This window comes from Pantoea sp. XAF26B01_ASV70 (assembly GCF_054512635.1).
In genome coordinates, this window is the sequence record NZ_CM137251.1 from 469,237 (window position 1) to 492,025 (window position 22,789).

Consider the following 22,789-nt stretch of genomic DNA (forward strand, 5'->3'; position numbering starts at 1 on the left):
CACCGGCAACGGGAAGCGGGTTGAGAGGCACAGGAGACTGCGCCGCCGGAGAAAAACTTCTGAAATAGAGGTTGACTCTGCAGGAGGAAAGCGTAATATACGCCACCTCGCGACAGGACGCTAACGCACTGTTCGCACTGCTCTTTAACAATTTATCAGACAATCTGTGTGGGCACTCGCAGGATTGATATCAGCGTCTCCGGACGTAAGAAAATATCAAGCCTCACGAGTGAACACATAATGAAATTCATTATGACGTTTTACAGATGAGCACCGCTTAACTTGTTTAAGCAAATCAAACTTAAATTGAAGAGTTTGATCATGGCTCAGATTGAACGCTGGCGGCAGGCCTAACACATGCAAGTCGGACGGTAGCACAGAGGAGCTTGCTCCTTGGGTGACGAGTGGCGGACGGGTGAGTAATGTCTGGGGATCTGCCCGATAGAGGGGGATAACCACTGGAAACGGTGGCTAATACCGCATAACGTCGCAAGACCAAAGAGGGGGACCTTCGGGCCTCTCACTATCGGATGAACCCAGATGGGATTAGCTAGTAGGCGGGGTAATGGCCCACCTAGGCGACGATCCCTAGCTGGTCTGAGAGGATGACCAGCCACACTGGAACTGAGACACGGTCCAGACTCCTACGGGAGGCAGCAGTGGGGAATATTGCACAATGGGCGCAAGCCTGATGCAGCCATGCCGCGTGTATGAAGAAGGCCTTCGGGTTGTAAAGTACTTTCAGCGGGGAGGAAGGCGATGGGGTTAATAACCCTGTCGATTGACGTTACCCGCAGAAGAAGCACCGGCTAACTCCGTGCCAGCAGCCGCGGTAATACGGAGGGTGCAAGCGTTAATCGGAATTACTGGGCGTAAAGCGCACGCAGGCGGTCTGTTAAGTCAGATGTGAAATCCCCGGGCTTAACCTGGGAACTGCATTTGAAACTGGCAGGCTTGAGTCTTGTAGAGGGGGGTAGAATTCCAGGTGTAGCGGTGAAATGCGTAGAGATCTGGAGGAATACCGGTGGCGAAGGCGGCCCCCTGGACAAAGACTGACGCTCAGGTGCGAAAGCGTGGGGAGCAAACAGGATTAGATACCCTGGTAGTCCACGCCGTAAACGATGTCGACTTGGAGGTTGTTCCCTTGAGGAGTGGCTTCCGGAGCTAACGCGTTAAGTCGACCGCCTGGGGAGTACGGCCGCAAGGTTAAAACTCAAATGAATTGACGGGGGCCCGCACAAGCGGTGGAGCATGTGGTTTAATTCGATGCAACGCGAAGAACCTTACCTACTCTTGACATCCACGGAATTTGGCAGAGATGCCTTAGTGCCTTCGGGAACCGTGAGACAGGTGCTGCATGGCTGTCGTCAGCTCGTGTTGTGAAATGTTGGGTTAAGTCCCGCAACGAGCGCAACCCTTATCCTTTGTTGCCAGCGATTCGGTCGGGAACTCAAAGGAGACTGCCGGTGATAAACCGGAGGAAGGTGGGGATGACGTCAAGTCATCATGGCCCTTACGAGTAGGGCTACACACGTGCTACAATGGCGCATACAAAGAGAAGCAACCTCGCGAGAGCAAGCGGACCTCACAAAGTGCGTCGTAGTCCGGATCGGAGTCTGCAACTCGACTCCGTGAAGTCGGAATCGCTAGTAATCGTGGATCAGAATGCCACGGTGAATACGTTCCCGGGCCTTGTACACACCGCCCGTCACACCATGGGAGTGGGTTGCAAAAGAAGTAGGTAGCTTAACCTTCGGGAGGGCGCTTACCACTTTGTGATTCATGACTGGGGTGAAGTCGTAACAAGGTAACCGTAGGGGAACCTGCGGTTGGATCACCTCCTTACCTGAAGATACCTTCCCGCGCAGTGTCCACACAGATTGTCTGATAAAAAGTAATGAGCAGGACGGCTGCGAAGTCGTGACACTTTTGTGTCCCCTTCGTCTAGCGGTTAGGACTCCGCCCTTTCACGGCGGCAACAGGGGTTCGAATCCCCTAGGGGACGCCACCTGCTTGGTGACAGGTGAAAGGTGTCTCCATACAGTATCTCAAAACCGATTTGGTTGCGTAAGCAGCCGGGCCGCGTTTGAGATATTTGCTCTTTAACAATCCGGAACAAGCTGAAAATTGAAACGACGCAGCGCGTCATTCCTCCGTAATAAGGGATGACAATGCGATGCGTTCGAGTCTCTCAAATGCTTGCAATTCGCAGCGTTGTAAAACGCCTGTGGGTTGTGAGGTTAAGCGACTAAGCGTACACGGTGGATGCCCAGGCAGTCAGAGGCGATGAAGGACGTGCTAATCTGCGTAAAGCGACGGTAAGGTGATATGAACCGCTACAGCCGTCGATGTCCGAATGGGGAAACCCGGTGCACTCTGTGCATCATTGCAGCATGAATACATAGTGCTGCAAGGCGAACCGGGGGAACTGAAACATCTAAGTACCCCGAGGAAAAGAAATCAACCGAGATTCCCCCAGTAGCGGCGAGCGAACGGGGAGCAGCCCAGAGCCTGAATCAGCTTGTGTGTTAGTGGAAGCGTCTGGAAAGTCGCAGGGTACAGGGTGATACTCCCGTACACAAAAACACACATGCTGTGAGCTCGATGAGTAAGGCGGGACACGTGGTATCCTGTCTGAATATGGGGGGACCATCCTCCAAGGCTAAATACTCCTGACTGACCGATAGTGAACCAGTACCGTGAGGGAAAGGCGAAAAGAACCCCGGCGAGGGGAGTGAAACAGAACCTGAAACCGTGTACGTACAAGCAGTGGGAGCCTTGATTTATCAGGGTGACTGCGTACCTTTTGTATAATGGGTCAGCGACTTATATTCTGTAGCAAGGTTAACCGTATAGGGGAGCCGCAGGGAAACCGAGTCTTAACTGGGCGTTAAGTTGCAGGGTATAGACCCGAAACCCGGTGATCTAGCCATGGGCAGGTTGAAGGTTGGGTAACACTAACTGGAGGACCGAACCGACTAATGTTGAAAAATTAGCGGATGACCTGTGGCTGGGGGTGAAAGGCCAATCAAACCGGGAGATAGCTGGTTCTCCCCGAAAGCTATTTAGGTAGCGCCTCGTGAACTCATCTTCGGGGGTAGAGCACTGTTTCGGCTAGGGGGCCATCCCGGCTTACCAACCCGATGCAAACTGCGAATACCGAAGAATGTTATCACGGGAGACACACGGCGGGTGCTAACGTCCGTCGTGAAGAGGGAAACAACCCAGACCGCCAGCTAAGGTCCCAAAGTCATGGTTAAGTGGGAAACGATGTGGGAAGGCACAGACAGCCAGGATGTTGGCTTAGAAGCAGCCATCATTTAAAGAAAGCGTAATAGCTCACTGGTCGAGTCGGCCTGCGCGGAAGATGTAACGGGGCTAAACCATGCACCGAAGCTGCGGCAGCGACACTATGTGTTGTTGGGTAGGGGAGCGTTCTGTAAGCCGTCGAAGGTGTGCTGTGAGGCATGCTGGAGGTATCAGAAGTGCGAATGCTGACATAAGTAACGATAAAGCGGGTGAAAAGCCCGCTCGCCGGAAGACCAAGGGTTCCTGTTCAACGTTAATCGGAGCAGGGTGAGTCGACCCCTAAGGCGAGGCCGAAAGGCGTAGTCGATGGGAAACAGGTTAATATTCCTGTACTCGGTGTTACTGCGAAGGGGGGACGGAGAAGGCTATATCAGCCGGGCGACGGTTGTCCCGGTTTAAGCGTGTAGGCGGAGGGTCCAGGTAAATCCGGTCCCTTATTAACGCTGAGGCGTGACGACGAGGCACTACGGTGCTGAAGTGATAAATGCCCAGCTTCCAGGAAAAGCCTCTAAGCATCAGGTAACACAGAATCGTACCCCAAACCGACACAGGTGGTCAGGTAGAGAATACCAAGGCGCTTGAGAGAACTCGGGTGAAGGAACTAGGCAAAATGGTGCCGTAACTTCGGGAGAAGGCACGCTGGCGCGTAGGTGGAGGGACTTGCTCCCCGAGCCGAAGCCAGTCGAAGATACCAGCTGGCTGCAACTGTTTATTAAAAACACAGCACTGTGCAAACACGAAAGTGGACGTATACGGTGTGACGCCTGCCCGGTGCCGGAAGGTTAATTGATGGGGTTATCCGCAAGGAGAAGCTCTTGATCGAAGCCCCGGTAAACGGCGGCCGTAACTATAACGGTCCTAAGGTAGCGAAATTCCTTGTCGGGTAAGTTCCGACCTGCACGAATGGCGTAATGATGGCCAGGCTGTCTCCACCCGAGACTCAGTGAAATTGAACTCGCTGTGAAGATGCAGTGTACCCGCGGCAAGACGGAAAGACCCCGTGAACCTTTACTACAGCTTGACACTGAACATTGAGCCTTGATGTGTAGGATAGGTGGGAGGCTTTGAAGCGCGGACGCCAGTCTGCGTGGAGCCAACCTTGAAATACCACCCTTTAATGTTTGATGTTCTAACGTAGGCCCGTGATCCGGGCTGCGGACAGTGTCTGGTGGGTAGTTTGACTGGGGCGGTCTCCTCCTAAAGAGTAACGGAGGAGCACGAAGGTCAGCTAATCACGGTCGGACATCGTGAGGTTAGTGCAATGGCATAAGCTGGCTTGACTGCGAGAGTGACGGCTCGAGCAGGTGCGAAAGCAGGTCATAGTGATCCGGTGGTTCTGAATGGAAGGGCCATCGCTCAACGGATAAAAGGTACTCCGGGGATAACAGGCTGATACCGCCCAAGAGTTCATATCGACGGCGGTGTTTGGCACCTCGATGTCGGCTCATCACATCCTGGGGCTGAAGTAGGTCCCAAGGGTACGGCTGTTCGCCGTTTAAAGTGGTACGCGAGCTGGGTTTAGAACGTCGTGAGACAGTTCGGTCCCTATCTGCCGTGGGCGCTGGAGAATTGAGGGGGGTTGCTCCTAGTACGAGAGGACCGGAGTGAACGCACCACTGGTGTTCGGGTTGTCATGCCAATGGCATTGCCCGGTAGCTAAGTGCGGAAAAGATAAGTGCTGAAAGCATCTAAGCACGAAACTTGCCCCGAGATGAGTTCTCCCTGACTCCTTGAGAGTCCTGAAGGGACGTTGAAGACTACGACGTTGATAGGCCGGGTGTGTAAGCGCAGCGATGCGTTGAGCTAACCGGTACTAATGACCCGTGAGGCTTAACCTTACAACGCCAGAGGCGTTTTTGAGAGACAGGTTTTCAGCTTGTTAACCGGATACAGTTGTGTCCTGCGGACTGAAGTCCGAAGGATTTTGCGCTGAGGCAAGGCGGCAACCGAGCGATACGAAGGAGCATACTGAAGTATGTGACGGAGTAGCGCGAGGGCGGCCAACGCAGCATCAGCACAAAAGACACAGGACAGAGCACAAAGAATTTGCCTGGCGGCTTTAGCGCGGTGGTCCCACCTGACCCCATGCCGAACTCAGAAGTGAAACGCCGTAGCGCCGATGGTAGTGTGGGGTCTCCCCATGCGAGAGTAGGGAACTGCCAGGCATCAAATTTAGTGTGCTGATATGGCTCAGTTGGTAGAGCGCACCCTTGGTAAGGGTGAGGTCCCCAGTTCGACTCTGGGTATCAGCACCAGTTAAGACACGAGTTCGGTAAATAAAAGAATTTGCCTGGCGGCTGTAGCGCGGTGGTCCCACCTGACCCCATGCCGAACTCAGAAGTGAAACGCCGTAGCGCCGATGGTAGTGTGGGGTCTCCCCATGCGAGAGTAGGGAACTGCCAGGCATCAAATAAGAGAGAGCCCTTTGCGTATGCGAAGGGCTTTTTTCGTTGTGGCAAACCGCGATAAAACTCCCTCTTCACAGCGTATCTGTCTGTCTATTCATAACAGCAACAGGTCAGTAAGCATATTAAAGCGGCTGTTCAGGCTATAAAAAAACCCGGCACCAGGCCGGGTAATGAGATAACTGAACGTCTGATCAGTGAATAACCTGCGATAAAAACGCCCGGGTACGCTCCGATTTTGGATTCGCAAAAAACTCCTGTGGTGGCGCGACTTCGACGATCTCTCCCCGATCCATAAAGATCACCCGGTCAGCCACCGTTCGGGCAAAGCCCATCTCATGGGTGACGCACAGCATGGTCATCCCATCCTCCGCCAGACCAATCATCGTATCCAGCACCTCTTTAACCATCTCAGGATCCAGCGCTGACGTGGGCTCATCAAACAGCATAATTTTGGGTTTCATACAGAGTGAGCGGGCGATGGCGACACGCTGCTGCTGTCCGCCAGAGAGCTGGCCCGGAAACTTATGTGCATGCTCGGCAATACGCACGCGTTGCAGATAGTGCATGGCCAGCTCATCAGCTTCCTTCTTTGGAATCTTTCTTACCCAGGAAGGTGCCAGCGTGCAGTTTTGCAGTACGGTCAGATGCGGAAAGAGATTGAAGTGCTGGAAGACCATACCGACTTCGGTGCGCACGCGCTCAATGTTACGAACGTCATCATTAAGATGGATACCGTCAACAACAATGCGGCCCTGCTGATGCTCTTCCAGATGGTTGATACAGCGGATCGTCGTCGATTTGCCGGAGCCGGAAGGTCCGCACAGTACGATGCGTTCACGGGGTTTAACCTGCAGGTTGATGTCTTTCAGTACATGGAATTGCCCGTACCATTTATTCACGTTCTCAAGCGAGATCATCAACGCGTCGGAAGAGTGTGTCATAGAGTCAGTCATGTAAAACCTCAGTGCGATGTACGCCCGGTGTGAAAGCGCTTTTCCAGATACTGGCTGTAGCGCGACATGCTAAAACAGAAGATCCAATAGACCAGTGCAGCAAAGACATAACCTTCGGTCGACATCCCCAGCCAGGTCGGATCGACCGTTGCCTGCTGGACGCTGCTGAACAGATCGAAAAGACCAATGATGATGACCAGGCTGGTATCTTTAAACAGTGCGATGATGGTATTGACCAGGCCGGGAATAGTGAGCTTCAGCGCCTGGGGCAGAATAACCAGCATCTGCGTCTTCCAGTAGCCCAGCGCCAGAGATTCGGCTGCTTCGTACTGACCTTTCGGCAGTGCCTGCAGGCCACCGCGAACCACCTCTGCCACATAGGCGGACTGGAACAGAATGACCCCGACCAGCGCGCGCACCAGCTTGTCGATGTTAGTGCCTTCAGACATAAACAGCGGCAGCATCACGGATGACATAAACAGCACGGTAATCAGCGGCACGCCGCGCCAGAACTCAATAAAGATAATCGACAGCGTGCGCACGACCGGCATGCGTGAGCGACGGCCCAGTGCCAGCAAAATACCCAGCGGCAGCGCACCGGCAATACCCACCGACGCAATAATCAGCGTCAGCGTTAATCCGCCCCACTGACGTGTTTCGACACGTTCCAGCCCCAGATAGCCGCCATACAGCAGAAACCAGACAATCACCGGATAGATGACAGCCCAGGCAGCAATGTAGCGTCCACGATACGGCAGGCTCTTCAGGAACATCGGCACAATCGACAGCAGGCCGATCACCAGCGCCAGGTTAATACGCCAGCGCAACTCATGCGGGTAAAGCCCATACATGAACTGGCCGAAACGAGCATGGATAAAGACCCAACAGGCACCCTCTTTGGTGCAATCGGCGCGCGTGGTGCCGATCCAGTTTGCCTGAAAGACCAGCCAGTTCAGCGCGGGCGGAATGACGTGCCAGATAACCCAGATGCAAAACAGCGTCAGTAGCGTATTAAACCAGCTGGAAAACAGGTTTTTACGAGCCCAAAACCAGGCGCGACTGACCAGAGTCGTCGGGACGGGGGGCGTTTCATGCGTAGTCACAGACATAGTTATCCCGTTCTCTTAACGCTCAACCAGCGCAATTTTGCGGTTGTAGAAGTTCATAAGCATTGATATCAGCAGGCTGATAATCAGGTAAACGCCCATCGTGATAGCAATCGTCTCGATAGCCTGACCGGTCTGATTCAGTACCGATCCGGCGAACAGCGACACCATATCGGGATAACCGATAGCGGCGGCGAGTGAAGAGTTCTTCACGATGTTCAGATACTGGCTGGTTAGTGGCGGAATAATGACGCGCATGGCCTGAGGAATAATCACCTGGCGCAGCGTAACCGGATTAGGCAGCCCCAGCGACCGCGCTGCTTCATGCTGACCATAGGGGACCGACTGGATCCCGGAGCGGATCACTTCAGCAATAAACGACGACGTATAAATCGACAGTGCCAGCGTCAGGGCTGCCAGCTCCGGTATCATCACCGAGCCGCCACGGAAATTGAAACCGCGCAGTTGTGGCACATCCCAGTGCGTGGCTGGGCCAAACCCAATGTGTGCAAGCAAAGGAAAGAGAATCAGCATCACAACGGCAGCGGGCCATGTGCGACGTAACTGACCGGTTTTCAGCTGATGTTTACGGTTAAAGCGGTACAGGCCATAGCTCACAGCCGCGGCCAGAAGCAGTGCAATAACAAACGGCCAGCTGCCTGCTGCATAGGTCGGCCATGGAACGTAGAGTCCGCGATTACTGACATATGCCAGGTCAAAAGCATTCAGCGCCTGACGTGGGCCCGGTAGATTGCGTAAGACTGCAAAGTACCAGAAGAAGATTTGCAGCAGGGGTGGGATATTACGGAAGGTTTCGATATAGATATTCGAGAGTTTCCGCAGCAGCCAGTTGTCAGAAAGGCGGGCAAGACCGACCGCGAATCCGAGAATCGAAGCGAAAACAATACAGAGTGCAGAGACCAGCAGCGTGTTGGTTAATCCGACCAGAAACACGCGCGCGTAGGTATCTCCCTCAGTGTACTCAATCAGATGCTGAACGATGCCGAAACCGGCAGTGCGCTCAAGAAATCCAAACCCCGATGTAATACCGCGATTAGCAAGGTTAATAATGGTGTTATGCACCAGATAACCCACCACACCAAGCACCGCGACGACGGCGATGAGCTGATAAATCCAGGCGCGAACCGTGGGATTACCAAATGAAAAATCCCTTTTCACGGTTGGGCGTTGTGACATGTTGAAACCTCAGTAACGAAAGCTGGGGTAGGGCACCACAGAATAGGGTGCCCGATTAGTGAGGTCTGTTAACGTACCGGTGGTGCGTACTGAATACCGCCCTGGTTCCACAACGCATTCTGACCACGTGCAATCTTCAGTGCGCTGTCTTTACCGACGTTACGGTCAAAGCTTTCCTGATAGTTACCTACCTGCTTGACGATGTTGTAGGCCCACTTGTTATCCAGCTTCAGATCCTTACCAAAATCACCTTCGGCGCCCAGGAAGTGTGCCATGTCTGGTGTGGTTGGCTTGGCCGTCATCTGGTCAACGTTCTTCGAGGAGATGCCCATCTCCTCCGCATTCAGCATGGCGTAGAGCGACCACTTCACGATGGTGAACCAGTCATCATCACCACGACGCACCAACGGCCCCAGCGGCTCTTTGGAGATCACTTCGGGCAGAACAATAAATTCGTCCGGTTTGCCCAGCTTAATGCGTAATGCGTAAAGCTGAGACTGGTCAGACGCCAGCGTATCGCAACGTCCGCTATCCAGCGCTTTAGCCGATTCATCAGAGCGGTCGAAGGTTACAGGCGTATATTGCATTTTGTTGGCTTTAAAGAAGTCCGCTACGTTCAGCTCGGTGTCGGTTCCCGCCTGAATACAGACAGTGGCACCATCCAGCTCTTTCGCACTTTTCAGGCCGGCCTTCTGGTGAGTCAGGAAGCCGATACCGTCGTAATAGTTCACGCCCGCAAACAGGAAGCCCATGCCGCCATCGCGCGATGAGGTCCAGGTGGTATTACGTGAAAGCACATCCACCTCGCCGGACTGCAGAGCGGTAAAACGCTCTTTCGCGGTCAGCGGGGTATATTTCACTTTGGTCGCATCACCAAACACAGCGGCAGCCGTCGCACGACACACATCCACATCGATACCGGTAAACTTGCCGCCAGCATCTGCATAGGAGAAGCCCGGCAAGCCGTCACTGATACCACATTGAACAAAACCTTTTTTCTTTATCGCATCCAGTGTGGTGCCTGCGTGTGCTTGCTGAGCAACGGCAACCAGCGAGGCAGCAGCGATCAGCGTAGAGAGCATCATCTTTTTCATAAAGCATCCTGTGTGGCGGGATCATGTTGTTATGTTTGCGCACTTTAGTGTGCGTTTTTCCTGTCTGTGGCGGTCAGCCATCCACGACTCTGCAAAGCTGATGCCAGGTTTGCAGGTTCCTGAATTCGTATGAAAGAACGGTTAATAATCGGAAGCACTTAGAAAGTTCCGCTAATATGGCGCACCAAAAGGAAGCAATGCGAGTCGACCCGATCACATTTAGTGCAAATAGTTTCACTATGTGGGAGCAGTGTGAGCATTCACTCAGGCAGAAATGTATGAAGAGATTGCGTTGCTTTTTAATGCGCAGAAAGTCACATACCCAGCAGTGGCGGGGATGTGAAGCGAGGTGAGGGTCAGGCAGGCACTAAGTCAAATCACAGCGGGCGAAAGCGAGAGGGTGAAATATCACGCCAGCGATTGCAACTACAGTTACCATATTACCGGAAACTGTTTCACTATCATTACCGTGGCTTTGTGCGTCGACGCACAAATAAAAACGCCAGCCCGAAGGCTGGCGTGATTTACAGACAGAACTAAAAATCAGTTCATGCCGTATTTTTTCAATTTCTTACGCAGCGTACCGCGGTTGATACCCATCATCAGGGCAGCACGGGTCTGATTGCCACGGGTATACTGCATCACCATGTCCAACAGAGGCTGCTCGACTTCAGCCAAAACCAGCTCATACAGGTCGCTCACATCCTGACCATTCAGTTGAGCAAAATAGTTCTTCAGTGCCTGTTTAACCGAATCACGCAAAGGTTTTTGAGTTACCTGATCCTGTGAGTTAACGGTTGAAACGGTCAGTACGTCAGAATTTACGCGTTGTTCGAACATAGTTCTTTCAGCTCTTTATTTCGTTACGCAAGATTTTCGAAGTATGCCTCCAACGCCTCCAGCTGTTCGCTGGCATCCTCAATGGCGTTGAATGTGCGCCGAAACTGGTCATTCGGGGCGTGCTCCTGCAGGTACCAGGAGACGTGCTTTCGCGCTATACGGTATCCCTTGCCTGAACCGTAAAAGTCGTGCAGCTCACGTATATGCGAAACAAGCAAGCGCTTGACCTCTGCCATCGGCAGCGGGGCAAGCAACTCCCCAGTGTCCAGATAATGCTGGATTTCCCGGAAGATCCACGGTCTTCCCTGAGCAGCACGTCCTATCATCAGAGCATCGGCCCCTGTATAGTCGAGCACCGCTCTGGCTTTATGCGGGTCAGTTATGTCTCCATTCGCGATAATCGGAATGGAGACACTCTGCTTAACTGTCCGAATGCTGTCATATTCAGCTTCTCCGTTGAACAGGCAGGCACGAGTGCGACCATGTATCGTCAGAGCCTGTATACCGCAGCGTTCAGCCAATTGGGCAATCGCGACACAGTTCCTGTTTTCAGGATCCCAGCCAGTACGAATTTTCAGCGTAACCGGCACATTCACTGCATTAACCACTGCGGAGAGAATTGACTCCACCACGGTGGGATATTGCAGCAAGGCTGAACCCGCCATTTTGCGGTTAACCTTCTTGGCAGGGCATCCCATATTAATGTCGATGACCTGTGCACCAGCCTCAACATTAATGCGTGCAGCTTGCGCCATTTCACTGGGATCGCAACCGGCAATTTGCACGGCGCGAATGCCTGGCTCATCGCTGTGAACCATACGTAATCGAGATTTGTCGCTAGCCCAGACTTCCGGGTTTGAAGACAACATCTCAGAAACTGCCATGCCTGCACCCATTTCGTGACACAGCGCCCTGAACGGCCTGTCGGTAATACCGGCCATCGGTGCTGCAATCAGTCGATTTCTCAGCTGGAGGTTTCCAATACGCATGAAGTCAGAATGGCCATACTGTGTCTGCAAGGCGGCGTATATTACGCATTTTTGCAGGAAGATGAAAGGCCAAACTTTGAACAATCAGCAAGAAAGATCAATGAAATCCGGGTCATGATCGATGCGCATATTTATTAAGCTTAAATATCAATGACTTAACAATTTATGCTGAAATTGTGAGCAAAAGTTTTTCCAGAAAAGTACGTCAATTCGCCAGATAAAAAACGTCACATGCCGTGATTAACGATACAAGCATCCATTTCAAATCGGGAAAGCCCGCAACTTACGCTACGGGCTGGCTGAATGTTCTGTTAAGGCACTTTGTTCCGGGCAGAGCGATATCAGAGGCGGCAGACAGGCGCCATATTCAGGATTTAATCCCGGTTATCCGGCACCACTCCTCTTTAACCGCAACCGGGTCGAGCGTGAACTCGCTGACATACGCTTCGCAGACGCTCTCTGCCTGGCTCTCTAACACGCCCGAGAGGCCCAGATGACCGCCAGACTTCGGCAGTACGCTGATCAGCGGTGCCAGTTCACGTAGCGGGCCGGCCAGGATATTGGCCACCACCACATCAGCCTGCAGATTTTCGGGTTGCTGGTGGGGTAGATAGAGCGACAGGCGATCAGAGACGCCGTTGCGCTCAGCATTATCCCGGCTGGCCTGAATAGCCTGCGGATCGATATCAATCCCGATCGCCTGAGCCGCACCCAGCTTCAGTGCGGCGATCGCCAGGATCCCCGAACCACAGCCGAAATCGATCACCGTTTTGCCCACCAGATCCAGCCCGTCAAGCCAGGTAAGGCAGAGTGAGGTGGTCGGATGCGTGCCGGTCCCAAACGCCAGGCCGGGATCGAGCATCACGTTGACGGCATCAGGATCCGGCACATCACGCCAGCTCGGACAGATCCAGAGCCGCTCACCGAAGCGCATCGGATGGAAGTTTTCCATCCATTCGCGCTCCCAGTCTTTATCTTCGATCTGCTCGATCCGGTGACGAAAACCGGCGCCCAGCAACGGATGCTGCGCCAGTTCGGCGGTAATCGCGGCCATATCAGTTTCTGCATCGAACAGGCCGATAACATCGGTATCGCCCCACAGGCGGGTTTCACCTGGCAGCGGCTCATACACCGGCGTGTCGTTGGTATCCTGAAAGGTCACTGAAACCGCACCGATGTCCATCAGCGCATCGCTCAGCGTTTCCGCGTGTTCACCTGAGCTATTAATTTTGATTTGAATCCACGGCATAACGTCTCTCTTTCCGTCAATGTTGCGGCGCGTCGACCGTTTGCGGCGCGCGTCCAAACAGGTTGCCCACTAAAAATGCCAGCAGGCTTAAAAGCAGTGAGGGCACAATGGGATGAAAACCCAGAATCTGCAGGTTCAGGCTCGCCAGAAAAGCGTAGCAGCCTCCACCCACCACCATGCCGGTGATGGCGCCTGCGGCATTAGCGCGTTCCCAGTAGAGACCCAGTACCAGCGGCCAGAGGAAAACCGCCTCAAGGCCGCCAAAGGCCAGCAGGTTGAGCCAGATAATCATATCGGGTGGATTCCAGGCCGCAATCAGCAGCAGGAGACCCAGTGCGAACGTAATGGTGCCAGATAACAGCCGCAGCCGCGTCTCATTTTCCATCTGCTGTGGGGCAACACGCAGATAGAGATCTTTGATCAGCGTAGCCGAAGCCTGTAACAGCTGGGCATTAATGGTCGACATAATGGCTGCCATGGGGGCTGCCAGAAACAGTCCGGCAGCTAACGGTGGCAGCACAGTGATCATCAGGGTGGGTATAACACTATCCGGCACGGTCAGATTCGGCAGTATCGCCCGGCCCAGCGCACCGGCCAGATGCATTCCCAGCATCAGGATCACCACCACAATGGTACCCAGAATAATGGCCCGATGGACTGCCTTGCTGTCTTTATAAGAGATGCAGCGCACCGCAGTATGCGGCAAGCCAATCACCCCAAAGCAGACCAGCACGACAAATGAACTGAGGAAGGTCGGCGTTATAATCTCACCCGGTCCCTGCGGCGACAGCAGAGCGGGATCAATGTCATGTAGTTTCTGCACGGCCGTGCTCAGGCCGCCAGCCTGATGAATCACCGCGAACAGCAGCAGAAATGTGCCAATCAGCATCACGATGCCCTGCATGGCGTCATTGAGAACGCTGGCACGGAACCCGCCAAAAGCGGTGTAGAGCGCAATAGTGCCGCCAAAAATCAGCAGACCCGTGTCATACGGGATGCCTGCGGCGGTTTCGAGCAGCCGCGCGCCGCCAATAAACTGCACCGTCATGGCACCGATAAAGGCAACCAGCAGGCTCAGACTCGCCAGCCAGATCAGCAGCGGGCTCTGATAGCGGGCGTAGAGCATGTCATTCAGCGTCACCGCATTATGCTTGCGCGCCAGGATGGCAAACTTTTTCCCCAGCACACCCAGCGAGAGCCAGACGGCGGGCACCTGCACCATCGCCAGCAATACCCATCCCAGCCCATATTTGTAGGCGGCACCGGGACCACCAATAAACGAGCTGGCGCTGATATAGGTGGTGGTGAGCGTCATCGCCAGCACAAATCCGCCCATGGAGCGGCTGCCAAGGAAATATTCAGTGAGGAAGCTACCCTCGCGCCTTTTGCGCACGGCAAACACCGACAGCGCGGCAATCAACACCAGATAAATCAGTAACGGCAGGATAATTTCACTGTTCATTTGTGTCCTCCAGCGGCATGTCGCGGAAAATTAACCGCACCATCATCCAGCACAGGAATATGAACAACAGGGGAGCAAACAGGCAGGAGAGTTCAAACCAGCGCGGCAGGCCGGTGATACCAATTTCACTGCCACCCAGCCAGGCAGAAAGCCCCCAGGCAGCGAGCCAGAGCAGGGTGAGGTAGAGCGACCAGCGCGCCTCTTTATGTGCCTGTATAAAACGAGCATCCATGATTCAACCTTAACGCCAGCGGCAAAAGAAAAAGGCCGGATTAACCGGCCTCTGACTGACTCAGCGTTGCGTTTACTTCTCGTGCAAGCCGAGTTTTTTCTCCAGATAGTGGATATTGGTTCCACCGTGCTGGAAGTTTTCGTCGGACATGATTTTCATCTGCAGTTCAACGTTGGTTTTGATACCGTCGATGATCAGTTCCGCCAGCGCATTCTTCATGCGGGCGATAGCCACGTCGCGCGTTTCGCCATAGGTGATCAGCTTACCGATCATGGAGTCGTAATACGGCGGTACGGTGTAGCCTGAGTAAATATGCGACTCCCAGCGCACGCCAAAACCGCCTGGCGCATGGAAGCGGGTGATTTTACCCGGACTTGGCAGGAAGGTGACCGGATCTTCAGCGTTAATACGGCACTCGACCGCATGTCCGCGAATAACCACTTCGTCCTGTTTGATCGACAGTGGCTGACCCGCAGCAATGCGCAGCTGCTCTTTGATCAGATCCACACCGGTGATCATCTCGGTCACCGGATGTTCCACCTGAATACGGGTGTTCATCTCAATGAAGTAGAACTCACCGTTTTCGTAAAGAAACTCGAAGGTACCTGCGCCACGATAGCCAATCTCAATACAGGCTTTGGCACAACGATTGCCGATAAAGCTGCGCTGTTCTTCAGTAATACCTGGGCCTGGCGCTTCTTCAACCACTTTCTGGTGACGACGCTGCATAGAGCAGTCACGTTCGCCCAGATAGATCGCGTTGCCCTGGCCGTCAGCCAGAACCTGAATCTCGATGTGGCGCGGATTCTCCAGATACTTCTCCATGTAAACCATGTCGTTGCTGAAAGCCGCTTTGGCTTCCGCTTTCGTCATGTTGATGGATTGTTCCAGATCTTTGTCGCTGCGCACAACGCGCATACCACGACCGCCGCCGCCGCCAGAGGCTTTGATGATGACCGGATAACCGATGCGCTTCGCAAAGGCACGGTTTTTTTCCATATCATCGGTCAGCGAACCGTCAGAACCGGGTACGGTTGGGACGCCTGCTTTCTTCATCGCATTAATCGCAGAGACTTTGTCGCCCATCAGGCGAATGGTGTCTGCTTTCGGACCGATAAAGATAAAGCCGGAGCGCTCAACCTGCTCAGCAAAATCGGCATTCTCAGAGAGGAAGCCGTAGCCAGGGTGAATCGCCACCGCGCCGGTGATCTCTGCAGCAGAGATCAGCGCCGGGATGTTGAGGTAACTTTTAACTGACTGCGCCGGGCCGATGCAGACGGTTTCGTCTGCCAGCAGCACGTGCTTCAGGTCACGATCCGCGCTTGAGTGTACCGCAACAGTCTTGATGCCCAGTTCTTTACAGGCACGCAGAATGCGCAGCGCAATCTCACCACGGTTAGCAATAACAATTTTATCCAGCATGATCTGCCCCGTTACTCGATGATAACCAGTGGCTCGTCAAATTCGACCGGCTGACCGCTTTCAACCAGGATAGCTTTCACTACACCTGATTTGTCAGCTTCGATCTGGTTCATCATTTTCATGGCTTCGACGATGCACAAGGTATCGCCGGCATTCACTTTCTGGCCGACTTCCACAAAGGCTTTCGCATCCGGGCTCGGCGTACGGTAGAAGGTCCCTACCATTGGTGAACGCACGATGTGACCGCTGATTTCAGCCGGTGCCGCTTCGGCAACCGCTGCAACAGGAGCAACAGCTGTTGCCAGAGCAGGCTGTTGAACCGGCGCAGCGTAAGTCTGCTGCATCATCGGGTAACCCACGTTTGCAGGTGCACGGCTGATGCGAACGGACTCTTCACCTTCAGAAATTTCCAGCTCTGAAATGCCAGACTCTTCAACCAGTTCGATCAGTTTTTTAATTTTACGAATATCCATGAGTGGGGTTCCGTACTCAGTTTGATTAATTAGTTTGAGACAGGCGTTTTACTGCCGTTTGTAAAGCCCATGTGTAGCCGTCAGCGCCAAGCCCACAGATCACGCCAGCAGAGACATCAGAAAGATAGGAGTGATGGCGGAAGGGCTCGCGGGCATGCACGTTGGAGAGATGAACCTCGATAAACGGTATTTCTACCGCCAGCAGGGCATCACGTAGTGCGACACTGGTATGGGTAAACGCGGCAGGATTAATAATGATGTAATCCACATTGCCTTTGGCCTCATGAATGCGATCAATCAGCTGAAATTCAGCATTGGTTTGCAGGTGGCTCAATTCCACATTCAACTGGTCTGCCTGACGTGTCAAATCGTCAACGATCTGACGCAGCGTGGTATGACCATACTTCTCAGGTTCACGCGTTCCCAACAGGTTCAGGTTGGGCCCGTTTAAAAGCAGAATATGTAATTTATGCGCCATCGTGCTGCCATCTCCCGCAATCATTGAGGCATCGCGTAAAATACCTTGCGAATCTTCATTTGTCACCTTTGAGAATGAAAAAGAAGACCCGACGAGCAATAAAGCCGGGCATTATATCCGTTTCGTGTCATTTCGCAGCAAAATACTGGTCTTATCTGCGAAGATGATCGGATGTGGCCTGCGGGCCACATCTTTTATCAGAAAAGTGCAGAGGAAAACAACGGGTGAAGCGCTAGCGAGGCCACCATTTGAGAAATTTTTTGTAACGCCAGGCTAACAGTATTGCAGCAAGTAGTGCGTAGATAAGTGGCTGGGGTGACACGGTTTTCACTGACCAGATATAGTGAATCGGCACCAGAATGGCCACCAGATAGACCGCGTTGTGCAGAGTTTGCCATCGCTTACCGAGCTTGCGCTGAGCGCGCTGAAACGACGTCAGCGCCAGGGCCAGTAATATCAGCCAGCTGATAATCCCCAGTGTCAGATAGGGACGGGAAATCAGCTCGCTGCCCAGCAGACGCAGATTGTCAGCGCCCAGCTCCAGCAGGTAATAGCTCAGCAGATGGAGAGAAGCCCAGACAAACGTCCAGACGCCAAGCAGACGTCGCGTGCGGATTAACAGCGGTTGCCTGCCATAACGTGCCAGCGGTGAGACCAGCAGCGTACCCAGCAGCAGTTTCAGCGCCATGCGGCCGGTAAAATGCTGAATATCTTTTGCCGGATCCGCACTCAGGCCGCCCTGCATCGCGGCAAGAACCAGATAAACCAGCGGCAACAGGGCCGCCAGATGCAGAATCACCTTAAGCCAGGTGATCTGTTTTATCGACAGGCGTACCACCTAGTAATTCTCCCGTAAATCCAGGCCACGATAGAGCGACGCAACCTGTTCGGCATAGCCGTTAAACAGCAGAGTTGGCTGACGTTCGACCTTCAGACTGCCGCCCGGGCCAATAAATCGCTCAGTGGCCTGCGACCAGCGTGGATGATTAACATGCGGATTCACATTGGCATAAAAACCATATTCATCTGCGGCGATCTGATTCCAGGTCGTTGGTGGCTGATTTGCGGTCAGGGTGATTTTGACAATCGACTTAATGCCCTTAAAACCATATTTCCACGGCACCGTCAGGCGAATCGGCGCGCCATTCTGCGGCGGCAGCGCTTTGCCATAGACGCCGGTGGTCAGAATGGTCAGCGGATGCATGGCTTCATCCAGACGTAAACCTTCGACATAGGGATAATTGAGTCCGCCGCCAATAAAGCGATCTTTCTGACCTGGCATCTGCTCAGGATCGTACAGTGTCTGAAAGGCGACAAAACGCGCTTTGCTGGTGGGTTCCGCCAGAGAGATAAGCTTATTCAGCTCGAAGCCTATCCAGGGCACCACCATCGACCAGGCCTCCACGCAGCGCATGCGATAGATTCGCTGCTCCATGGCAAACCGTTTAAAGATGTCATCCATATCCAGGGTCACGGGTTTAGCCACTTCGCCATCAATGGTCAGTTTCCAGGGTTCTGTTTTCAGCGTACCGGCATTGGCAGCCGGATCGGCCTTATCCAGCCCGAACTCATAGAAGTTGTTATAGCCGGAAACTTTATCCGCAGGCGTTAAGGTCAGATCGGCCTGATATTGCGCTGGTTTGGTAAAGTCCAGCGGCCGGCCTGCTGGCGCGGGTGGGCGATCGTTGCCTTTGAACCAGCTGAGAATATCGGCTTGCGCCACGCCCGGCATACCCATCGCCGCTGCGCTCAGTCCCAGCGTTTTCAGCACCTGGCGGCGCTTCATGTTAAAAATGCTTTCCGGCGTTACGTCGGCTTCGGTCAGACGGGGTGTGCGTTTCATGGTGCCCTCTCCAGACAGGATGTCATTAACCAGCATGATGACTATTACTGATATCAGCCAGTTTCGCCCTGAAAATGTGAAATTTCCTGGCTGGCCGGTACGATGAGAATGCACCGAAAAGTGCCAGGATCAACGTCAGCGATGATATCCCGACGATATACTTCGGCTTCATACGTCCCGGCGCTGTCGGCAACGGCAAATTATGCTATTTTTGCTCGCGTTTTCGTCAGGCTGACGGTACAAGGTTGGGTGATCCGGTTATCACCGCAGTAATACAGGCACAGGGATGCGATTAACCACAAAATTATCTGCGTTTATTACCTTTTTAAGCCTGCTGGCCATGTCGTTGATGCTGGCAGGCTGTGCATTCAGTGTTTTCTGGTTCAGTCATCAGCGGGTTGAACATCGGGCGCAGATACTGGCGACCGAAGTGGATCAGGCGATGTTCACCCAGACGCCGGCAGAGCTGCATGTCTGGCTCACGCGTATGATGCCGATAATGAATGCCGAGCAGATTTCCCTTCACAACGGCAGGCAGACTTTCCTTACCCTCTCCCGACACGAAAACCAGATGCTGGAAGACGAGCCTAATCGTTTTATCCAGGTCGATGTGCCTTTGATGCACCAGACGGGGTTAGAGCTGCGGGTCGTCACCCTTGATCCTGCCAAAACCTGGCTGCGCTCCATTACCGGCACCTCTACGCTGGGCATCCTGTTTACCGTCATGCTGGTGATGAGTCTGGTGCTGCTGCTGATGCATCGCTGGCTCAGTCGTCAGTGGCGCGGTATGGAGCATCTTGAAGTGCGGGCAGAGGCGATTATCAGCGGTGAGCGCGGCGTAATGCCGAAACGCGGTGCGGATGAGTGGCCACCGAGAGCGAGCCGCGCACTGGATGTGTTGCTGGCGGATCTGCAGGAAGCGGGCGAGCAGCGTCTGCGTATCGACACGCTGATCCGCACCTTTGCTGCGCAGGATGGACGCACCGGTCTCAACAACCGGCTGTTCTTTGATAACCAGCTCGCCACCCTGCTGGAGGATCAGGAAGCTGTCGGCACCCATGGTGTGGTGATGATGGTGCGCCTGCCCGATCTGGACACGCTGAAGGATTCGCTGGAGCCGGGGCTGGTTGAGGAGTACCTCTTCAATTTCGTCAACATGCTTTCCACCTTTGTGCTGCGCTATCCTGGCGCCCTGCTGGCACGCTATTTCCGCAGTGATTTTGCCGTGCTACTGCCGCATCGCAGTCTTAAAGAGGCAAACAGTATTGCGGATCAGCTGATCAATGCTGTTGATTCTCTGCCGCCGATGCGGCTGGTTAATCGTGATGATCTCATTCATATCGGTATCAGCGCCTGGCACAGCGGGCAGACTGTGCCGCAGGTGATGGAAAATGCCGAAATGGCTACCCGACGTGCGGCACTGCTGGGCGGCAACAACTGGACCAATGGTGCCGGAAATCCGCAGGACGCCGGGCGGGGTAGTGTGCGCTGGCGAACCCTGCTGGAGAACACGCTTAGCCGTGGCGGCCCGCGGCTCTATCATAAACCCACCGTCAATATTGAGGGTAAGGTACAGCACCGGGTGATGCTGACCCGCATCTTCGACGGCGATAAAGAAGTGCTGGCCGCAGAATATATGCCCCTGGTACAGCAGCTCGGCATGGCTGATGGCTGGGATCGCCAGTTAATGACTCGCATTGCGGCACTCTCTGAACTCTGGCCAGAAGAGACGCTGGTGATCCCGGTGACGATTACCTCGCTTCTGCAGCGCTCTTTTGTCCTCTGGCTGCAGAACATGCTGCTGCAGTGCCCGAAAGCGCAAAGAAAACGATTTTTATTTGAACTTGCCGAGGCAGATGTTTGTCAACACATCAACCGTTTAACGCCAGTTTTCCGCGCACTTAAGGCTTTTGGCTGTCGGGTTGCGGTAAATCAGGCGGGTTTAACCGTGGTAAGCAGCGCCTACATACGACAGCTGCCGCTGGAACTGATCAAGCTTGATGCCGGTCTGGTACGCAATATTGAGCGCCGGACTGAAAATCAGCTGTTTGTGCAGAGTCTGCTGGAAGTCTGTAAATGTACGGGCATTCAGGTGTTTGCTACCGGTGTCCGCACTAAAGCGGAGTGGCAAACTTTAGTCGCGTTGGGCGTAGCAGGTGGGCAGGGCGACTTTTTTGCTCCCTCGCTTCCGGTTAACAGTAACGTGAAGAAGTATTCACAACGTTACCGTATTTAATGAATTGCTGTCGTACTGACGGAAATTTACGGTTTTTTTTAATGTTTATCCGCGTCTGAACCTCTGAACTTACTGCCGGAAATGTTAGATTTTATGTCGGACAGGGCGAGGGGAAATAGCGTGAAATGCAGTGCTGATGGCGTCTGGTCGCCATTCTGCTGTTGTGGATCGCCAGTTCAGATGACTTAAACGCAATCAGGCGTCTTTTTTCACCGAAGCAGAACGTTTTTGCGCCTTGTGGCAGCTTCGTGTGGTTGGTAAAGTAAGCGGATTTTATTTTCCGCCCCCAGCTTGCAGGATTACCCCTTAGTATGTTTAAAAAATTTCGTGGCATGTTTTCCAACGACTTGTCCATTGACCTGGGTACCGCGAATACCCTGATTTACGTGAAAGGACAGGGCATCGTACTGAACGAGCCCTCCGTCGTCGCTATTCGACAGGATCGTGCCGGTTCACCGAAAAGTGTTGCGGCCGTGGGTCATGAGGCCAAACAGATGCTTGGCCGTACGCCAGGCAATATCGCAGCGATTCGTCCGATGAAAGATGGCGTTATCGCTGACTTCTTCGTGACCGAAAAGATGCTGCAACACTTCATCAAGCAGGTTCACAGCAACAGTTTTATGCGTCCCAGCCCGCGTGTGCTGGTCTGCGTACCCGTCGGGGCAACACAGGTTGAACGCCGCGCGATTCGTGAATCCGCTCAGGGCGCAGGCGCGCGTGAAGTGTTTCTGATTGAAGAGCCAATGGCTGCAGCAATTGGTGCGGGTCTGCCCGTTTCAGAAGCGACTGGCTCAATGGTGGTGGATATTGGTGGCGGTACCACAGAAGTTGCGGTGATCTCGCTGAACGGTGTGGTCTACTCCTCGTCAGTGCGTATTGGTGGCGATCGTTTCGATGAAGCTATTATTAATTATGTGCGTCGTAACTACGGTTCACTGATCGGCGAAGCGACCGCAGAACGTATTAAGCATGAGATCGGTTCAGCCTATCCGGGTGATGAAGTCCGTGAGATCGAAGTGCGTGGTCGTAACCTGGCAGAAGGTGTACCGCGCGGCTTTACACTGAACTCTAATGAAATTCTGGAAGCGCTGCAGGAGCCATTAACCGGCATCGTTAGCGCGGTGATGGTTGCCCTTGAGCAGTGTCCGCCTGAGCTGGCTTCAGATATTTCGGAGCGCGGCATGGTGCTGACCGGCGGTGGTGCGTTACTGCGCAACCTGGATCGTCTGCTGATGGAAGAGACGGGCATTCCGGTTGTGGTTGCTGAGGATCCACTGACCTGTGTGGCTCGCGGTGGCGGCAAAGCGCTGGAAATGATCGACATGCATGGCGGCGATTTGTTCAGCGAAGAATAATTGCCTCAACCGGCTAAGAACGCAATGATCATGCGAGGGAGTGGCATGTGAACCGGCGCAATCTGTGCCGGTGCAGTGCGTTCAGCCCAGGGAAGCACGGTGTTATGCCGTCGCTTCCTCTCCTGTTGTCGAGGATCACGCAG

General features: G+C 53.7%; 16 protein-coding genes, 2 tRNA genes and 4 rRNA genes. 8 read left to right on the forward strand and 14 right to left on the reverse strand.

What is annotated here, in order from left to right; genetic code table 11:
• Positions 1-303: 303 nt before the first annotated feature.
• From ACX8ZY_RS02290 to rrf (ACX8ZY_RS02315), 6 genes are all read left to right on the forward strand, one after another.
• A 16S ribosomal RNA gene (locus ACX8ZY_RS02290) occupies positions 304-1,845 on the forward strand.
• An 88-nt stretch (positions 1,846-1,933) separates the two neighbouring features.
• Positions 1,934-2,008, forward strand: a tRNA-Glu gene (locus tag ACX8ZY_RS02295).
• Between the two features lie 230 nt (positions 2,009-2,238).
• Positions 2,239-5,147 (forward strand): 23S ribosomal RNA (locus ACX8ZY_RS02300).
• A gap of 211 nt (positions 5,148-5,358) precedes the next feature.
• Positions 5,359-5,474: ribosomal RNA gene (gene rrf / locus ACX8ZY_RS02305) — 5S ribosomal RNA — on the forward strand.
• A gap of 14 nt (positions 5,475-5,488) precedes the next feature.
• Positions 5,489-5,564: transfer RNA gene (locus tag ACX8ZY_RS02310), tRNA-Thr, on the forward strand.
• Between the two features lie 34 nt (positions 5,565-5,598).
• Positions 5,599-5,714 (forward strand): 5S ribosomal RNA (gene rrf, locus ACX8ZY_RS02315).
• The 16S, 23S and 5S rRNA genes sit together here with 2 tRNA genes alongside, the layout of an rRNA operon.
• A 194-nt stretch (positions 5,715-5,908) precedes the next feature.
• On the opposite strand, the gene ACX8ZY_RS02320 is transcribed toward rrf (ACX8ZY_RS02315), so the two are convergent.
• From ACX8ZY_RS02320 to msrP, 14 genes are all read right to left on the reverse strand, one after another.
• The gene (locus ACX8ZY_RS02320) at positions 5,909-6,670 is read right to left on the reverse strand and encodes an amino acid ABC transporter ATP-binding protein (RefSeq protein WP_010699823.1); all 762 of its coding nucleotides are present in this window, start codon (positions 6,668-6,670) and stop codon (positions 5,909-5,911) included.
• Positions 6,671-6,678: 8 nt separating this feature from the next.
• Positions 6,679-7,779, reverse strand: coding sequence for an amino acid ABC transporter permease (locus tag ACX8ZY_RS02325; protein WP_010255980.1), 1,101 nt, complete (start codon positions 7,777-7,779; stop codon positions 6,679-6,681).
• A 15-nt stretch (positions 7,780-7,794) separates the two neighbouring features.
• Positions 7,795-8,973, reverse strand: a complete 1,179-nt coding sequence (locus ACX8ZY_RS02330; protein WP_033780626.1) for an amino acid ABC transporter permease — start codon at positions 8,971-8,973, stop codon at positions 7,795-7,797.
• A 68-nt stretch (positions 8,974-9,041) separates the two neighbouring features.
• Entirely contained in the window at positions 9,042-10,067 is a 1,026-nt protein-coding gene (locus ACX8ZY_RS02335; protein WP_010255984.1) for an amino acid ABC transporter substrate-binding protein, read from the reverse strand.
• A gap of 543 nt (positions 10,068-10,610) precedes the next feature.
• Positions 10,611-10,907 carry a DNA-binding transcriptional regulator Fis gene (fis, locus tag ACX8ZY_RS02340; RefSeq protein WP_003855228.1) on the reverse strand — a complete coding sequence of 99 codons (297 nt, stop codon included), beginning with the start codon at positions 10,905-10,907 and terminating at the stop codon, positions 10,611-10,613.
• A 23-nt stretch (positions 10,908-10,930) separates the two neighbouring features.
• Complete coding sequence (dusB, locus tag ACX8ZY_RS02345; RefSeq protein WP_008925814.1) at positions 10,931-11,896, reverse strand: tRNA dihydrouridine synthase DusB; 966 nt, start codon at positions 11,894-11,896, stop codon at positions 10,931-10,933.
• Between the two features lie 367 nt (positions 11,897-12,263).
• Positions 12,264-13,145 carry a 50S ribosomal protein L11 methyltransferase gene (gene prmA, locus ACX8ZY_RS02350; protein ID WP_010699821.1) on the reverse strand — a complete coding sequence of 294 codons (882 nt, stop codon included), beginning with the start codon at positions 13,143-13,145 and terminating at the stop codon, positions 12,264-12,266.
• Between the two features lie 16 nt (positions 13,146-13,161).
• The gene (gene panF, locus ACX8ZY_RS02355; protein WP_010256003.1) at positions 13,162-14,607 is read right to left on the reverse strand and encodes a sodium/pantothenate symporter; all 1,446 of its coding nucleotides are present in this window, start codon (positions 14,605-14,607) and stop codon (positions 13,162-13,164) included.
• On the reverse strand, positions 14,597-14,839 hold the full coding sequence (locus ACX8ZY_RS02360) for a YhdT family protein (RefSeq protein WP_010256005.1): 243 nt from the start codon (positions 14,837-14,839) through the stop codon (positions 14,597-14,599). The genes panF and ACX8ZY_RS02360 overlap by 11 nt, the downstream gene beginning before the upstream one ends.
• Positions 14,840-14,911: 72 nt before the next feature.
• A complete protein-coding gene (accC, locus tag ACX8ZY_RS02365) occupies positions 14,912-16,261 on the reverse strand; it encodes an acetyl-CoA carboxylase biotin carboxylase subunit (RefSeq protein ID WP_010256007.1) in 1,350 nt (449 codons plus the stop codon).
• Between the two features lie 11 nt (positions 16,262-16,272).
• Positions 16,273-16,734: an acetyl-CoA carboxylase biotin carboxyl carrier protein gene (accB, locus tag ACX8ZY_RS02370; protein WP_010256009.1), complete on the reverse strand. Its 462-nt coding sequence runs from the start codon at positions 16,732-16,734 to the stop codon at positions 16,273-16,275.
• A gap of 25 nt (positions 16,735-16,759) precedes the next feature.
• Complete coding sequence (gene aroQ, locus ACX8ZY_RS02375) at positions 16,760-17,212, reverse strand: type II 3-dehydroquinate dehydratase (RefSeq protein ID WP_010256011.1); 453 nt, start codon at positions 17,210-17,212, stop codon at positions 16,760-16,762.
• A 232-nt stretch (positions 17,213-17,444) separates the two neighbouring features.
• Positions 17,445-18,050 carry a protein-methionine-sulfoxide reductase heme-binding subunit MsrQ gene (gene msrQ, locus ACX8ZY_RS02380; RefSeq protein WP_010699820.1) on the reverse strand — a complete coding sequence of 202 codons (606 nt, stop codon included), beginning with the start codon at positions 18,048-18,050 and terminating at the stop codon, positions 17,445-17,447.
• Entirely contained in the window at positions 18,051-19,055 is a 1,005-nt protein-coding gene (gene msrP, locus ACX8ZY_RS02385) for a protein-methionine-sulfoxide reductase catalytic subunit MsrP (RefSeq protein WP_010256016.1), read from the reverse strand.
• Between the two features lie 286 nt (positions 19,056-19,341).
• On the opposite strand from msrP, the gene csrD reads away from it, so the two are divergent.
• Together csrD and mreB are read left to right on the forward strand one after the other, a co-directional pair.
• On the forward strand, positions 19,342-21,291 hold the full coding sequence (gene csrD, locus ACX8ZY_RS02390; protein WP_010699819.1) for an RNase E specificity factor CsrD: 1,950 nt from the start codon (positions 19,342-19,344) through the stop codon (positions 21,289-21,291).
• A 311-nt stretch (positions 21,292-21,602) separates the two neighbouring features.
• Positions 21,603-22,646, forward strand: a complete 1,044-nt coding sequence (mreB, locus tag ACX8ZY_RS02395; RefSeq protein ID WP_004385136.1) for a rod shape-determining protein MreB — start codon at positions 21,603-21,605, stop codon at positions 22,644-22,646.
• The last annotated feature ends 143 nt before the right edge of the window (positions 22,647-22,789 follow it).

Coding starts and splice junctions, on each gene's coding strand:
- ACX8ZY_RS02320 (WP_010699823.1), bottom strand. CDS start 6,670: ATGACTGACTCTATGACACACTCTTCCGACGCGTTGATGATCTCGCTT.
- ACX8ZY_RS02325 (WP_010255980.1), bottom strand. CDS start 7,779: ATGTCTGTGACTACGCATGAAACGCCCCCCGTCCCGACGACTCTGGTC.
- ACX8ZY_RS02330 (WP_033780626.1), bottom strand. CDS start 8,973: ATGTCACAACGCCCAACCGTGAAAAGGGATTTTTCATTTGGTAATCCC.
- ACX8ZY_RS02335 (WP_010255984.1), bottom strand. CDS start 10,067: ATGAAAAAGATGATGCTCTCTACGCTGATCGCTGCTGCCTCGCTGGTT.
- fis (WP_003855228.1), bottom strand. CDS start 10,907: ATGTTCGAACAACGCGTAAATTCTGACGTACTGACCGTTTCAACCGTT.
- dusB (WP_008925814.1), bottom strand. CDS start 11,896: ATGCGTATTGGAAACCTCCAGCTGAGAAATCGACTGATTGCAGCACCG.
- prmA (WP_010699821.1), bottom strand. CDS start 13,145: ATGCCGTGGATTCAAATCAAAATTAATAGCTCAGGTGAACACGCGGAA.
- panF (WP_010256003.1), bottom strand. CDS start 14,607: ATGAACAGTGAAATTATCCTGCCGTTACTGATTTATCTGGTGTTGATT.
- ACX8ZY_RS02360 (WP_010256005.1), bottom strand. CDS start 14,839: ATGGATGCTCGTTTTATACAGGCACATAAAGAGGCGCGCTGGTCGCTC.
- accC (WP_010256007.1), bottom strand. CDS start 16,261: ATGCTGGATAAAATTGTTATTGCTAACCGTGGTGAGATTGCGCTGCGC.
- accB (WP_010256009.1), bottom strand. CDS start 16,734: ATGGATATTCGTAAAATTAAAAAACTGATCGAACTGGTTGAAGAGTCT.
- aroQ (WP_010256011.1), bottom strand. CDS start 17,212: ATGGCGCATAAATTACATATTCTGCTTTTAAACGGGCCCAACCTGAAC.
- msrP (WP_010256016.1), bottom strand. CDS start 19,055: ATGAAACGCACACCCCGTCTGACCGAAGCCGACGTAACGCCGGAAAGC.
- csrD (WP_010699819.1), top strand. CDS start 19,342: ATGCGATTAACCACAAAATTATCTGCGTTTATTACCTTTTTAAGCCTG.
- mreB (WP_004385136.1), top strand. CDS start 21,603: ATGTTTAAAAAATTTCGTGGCATGTTTTCCAACGACTTGTCCATTGAC.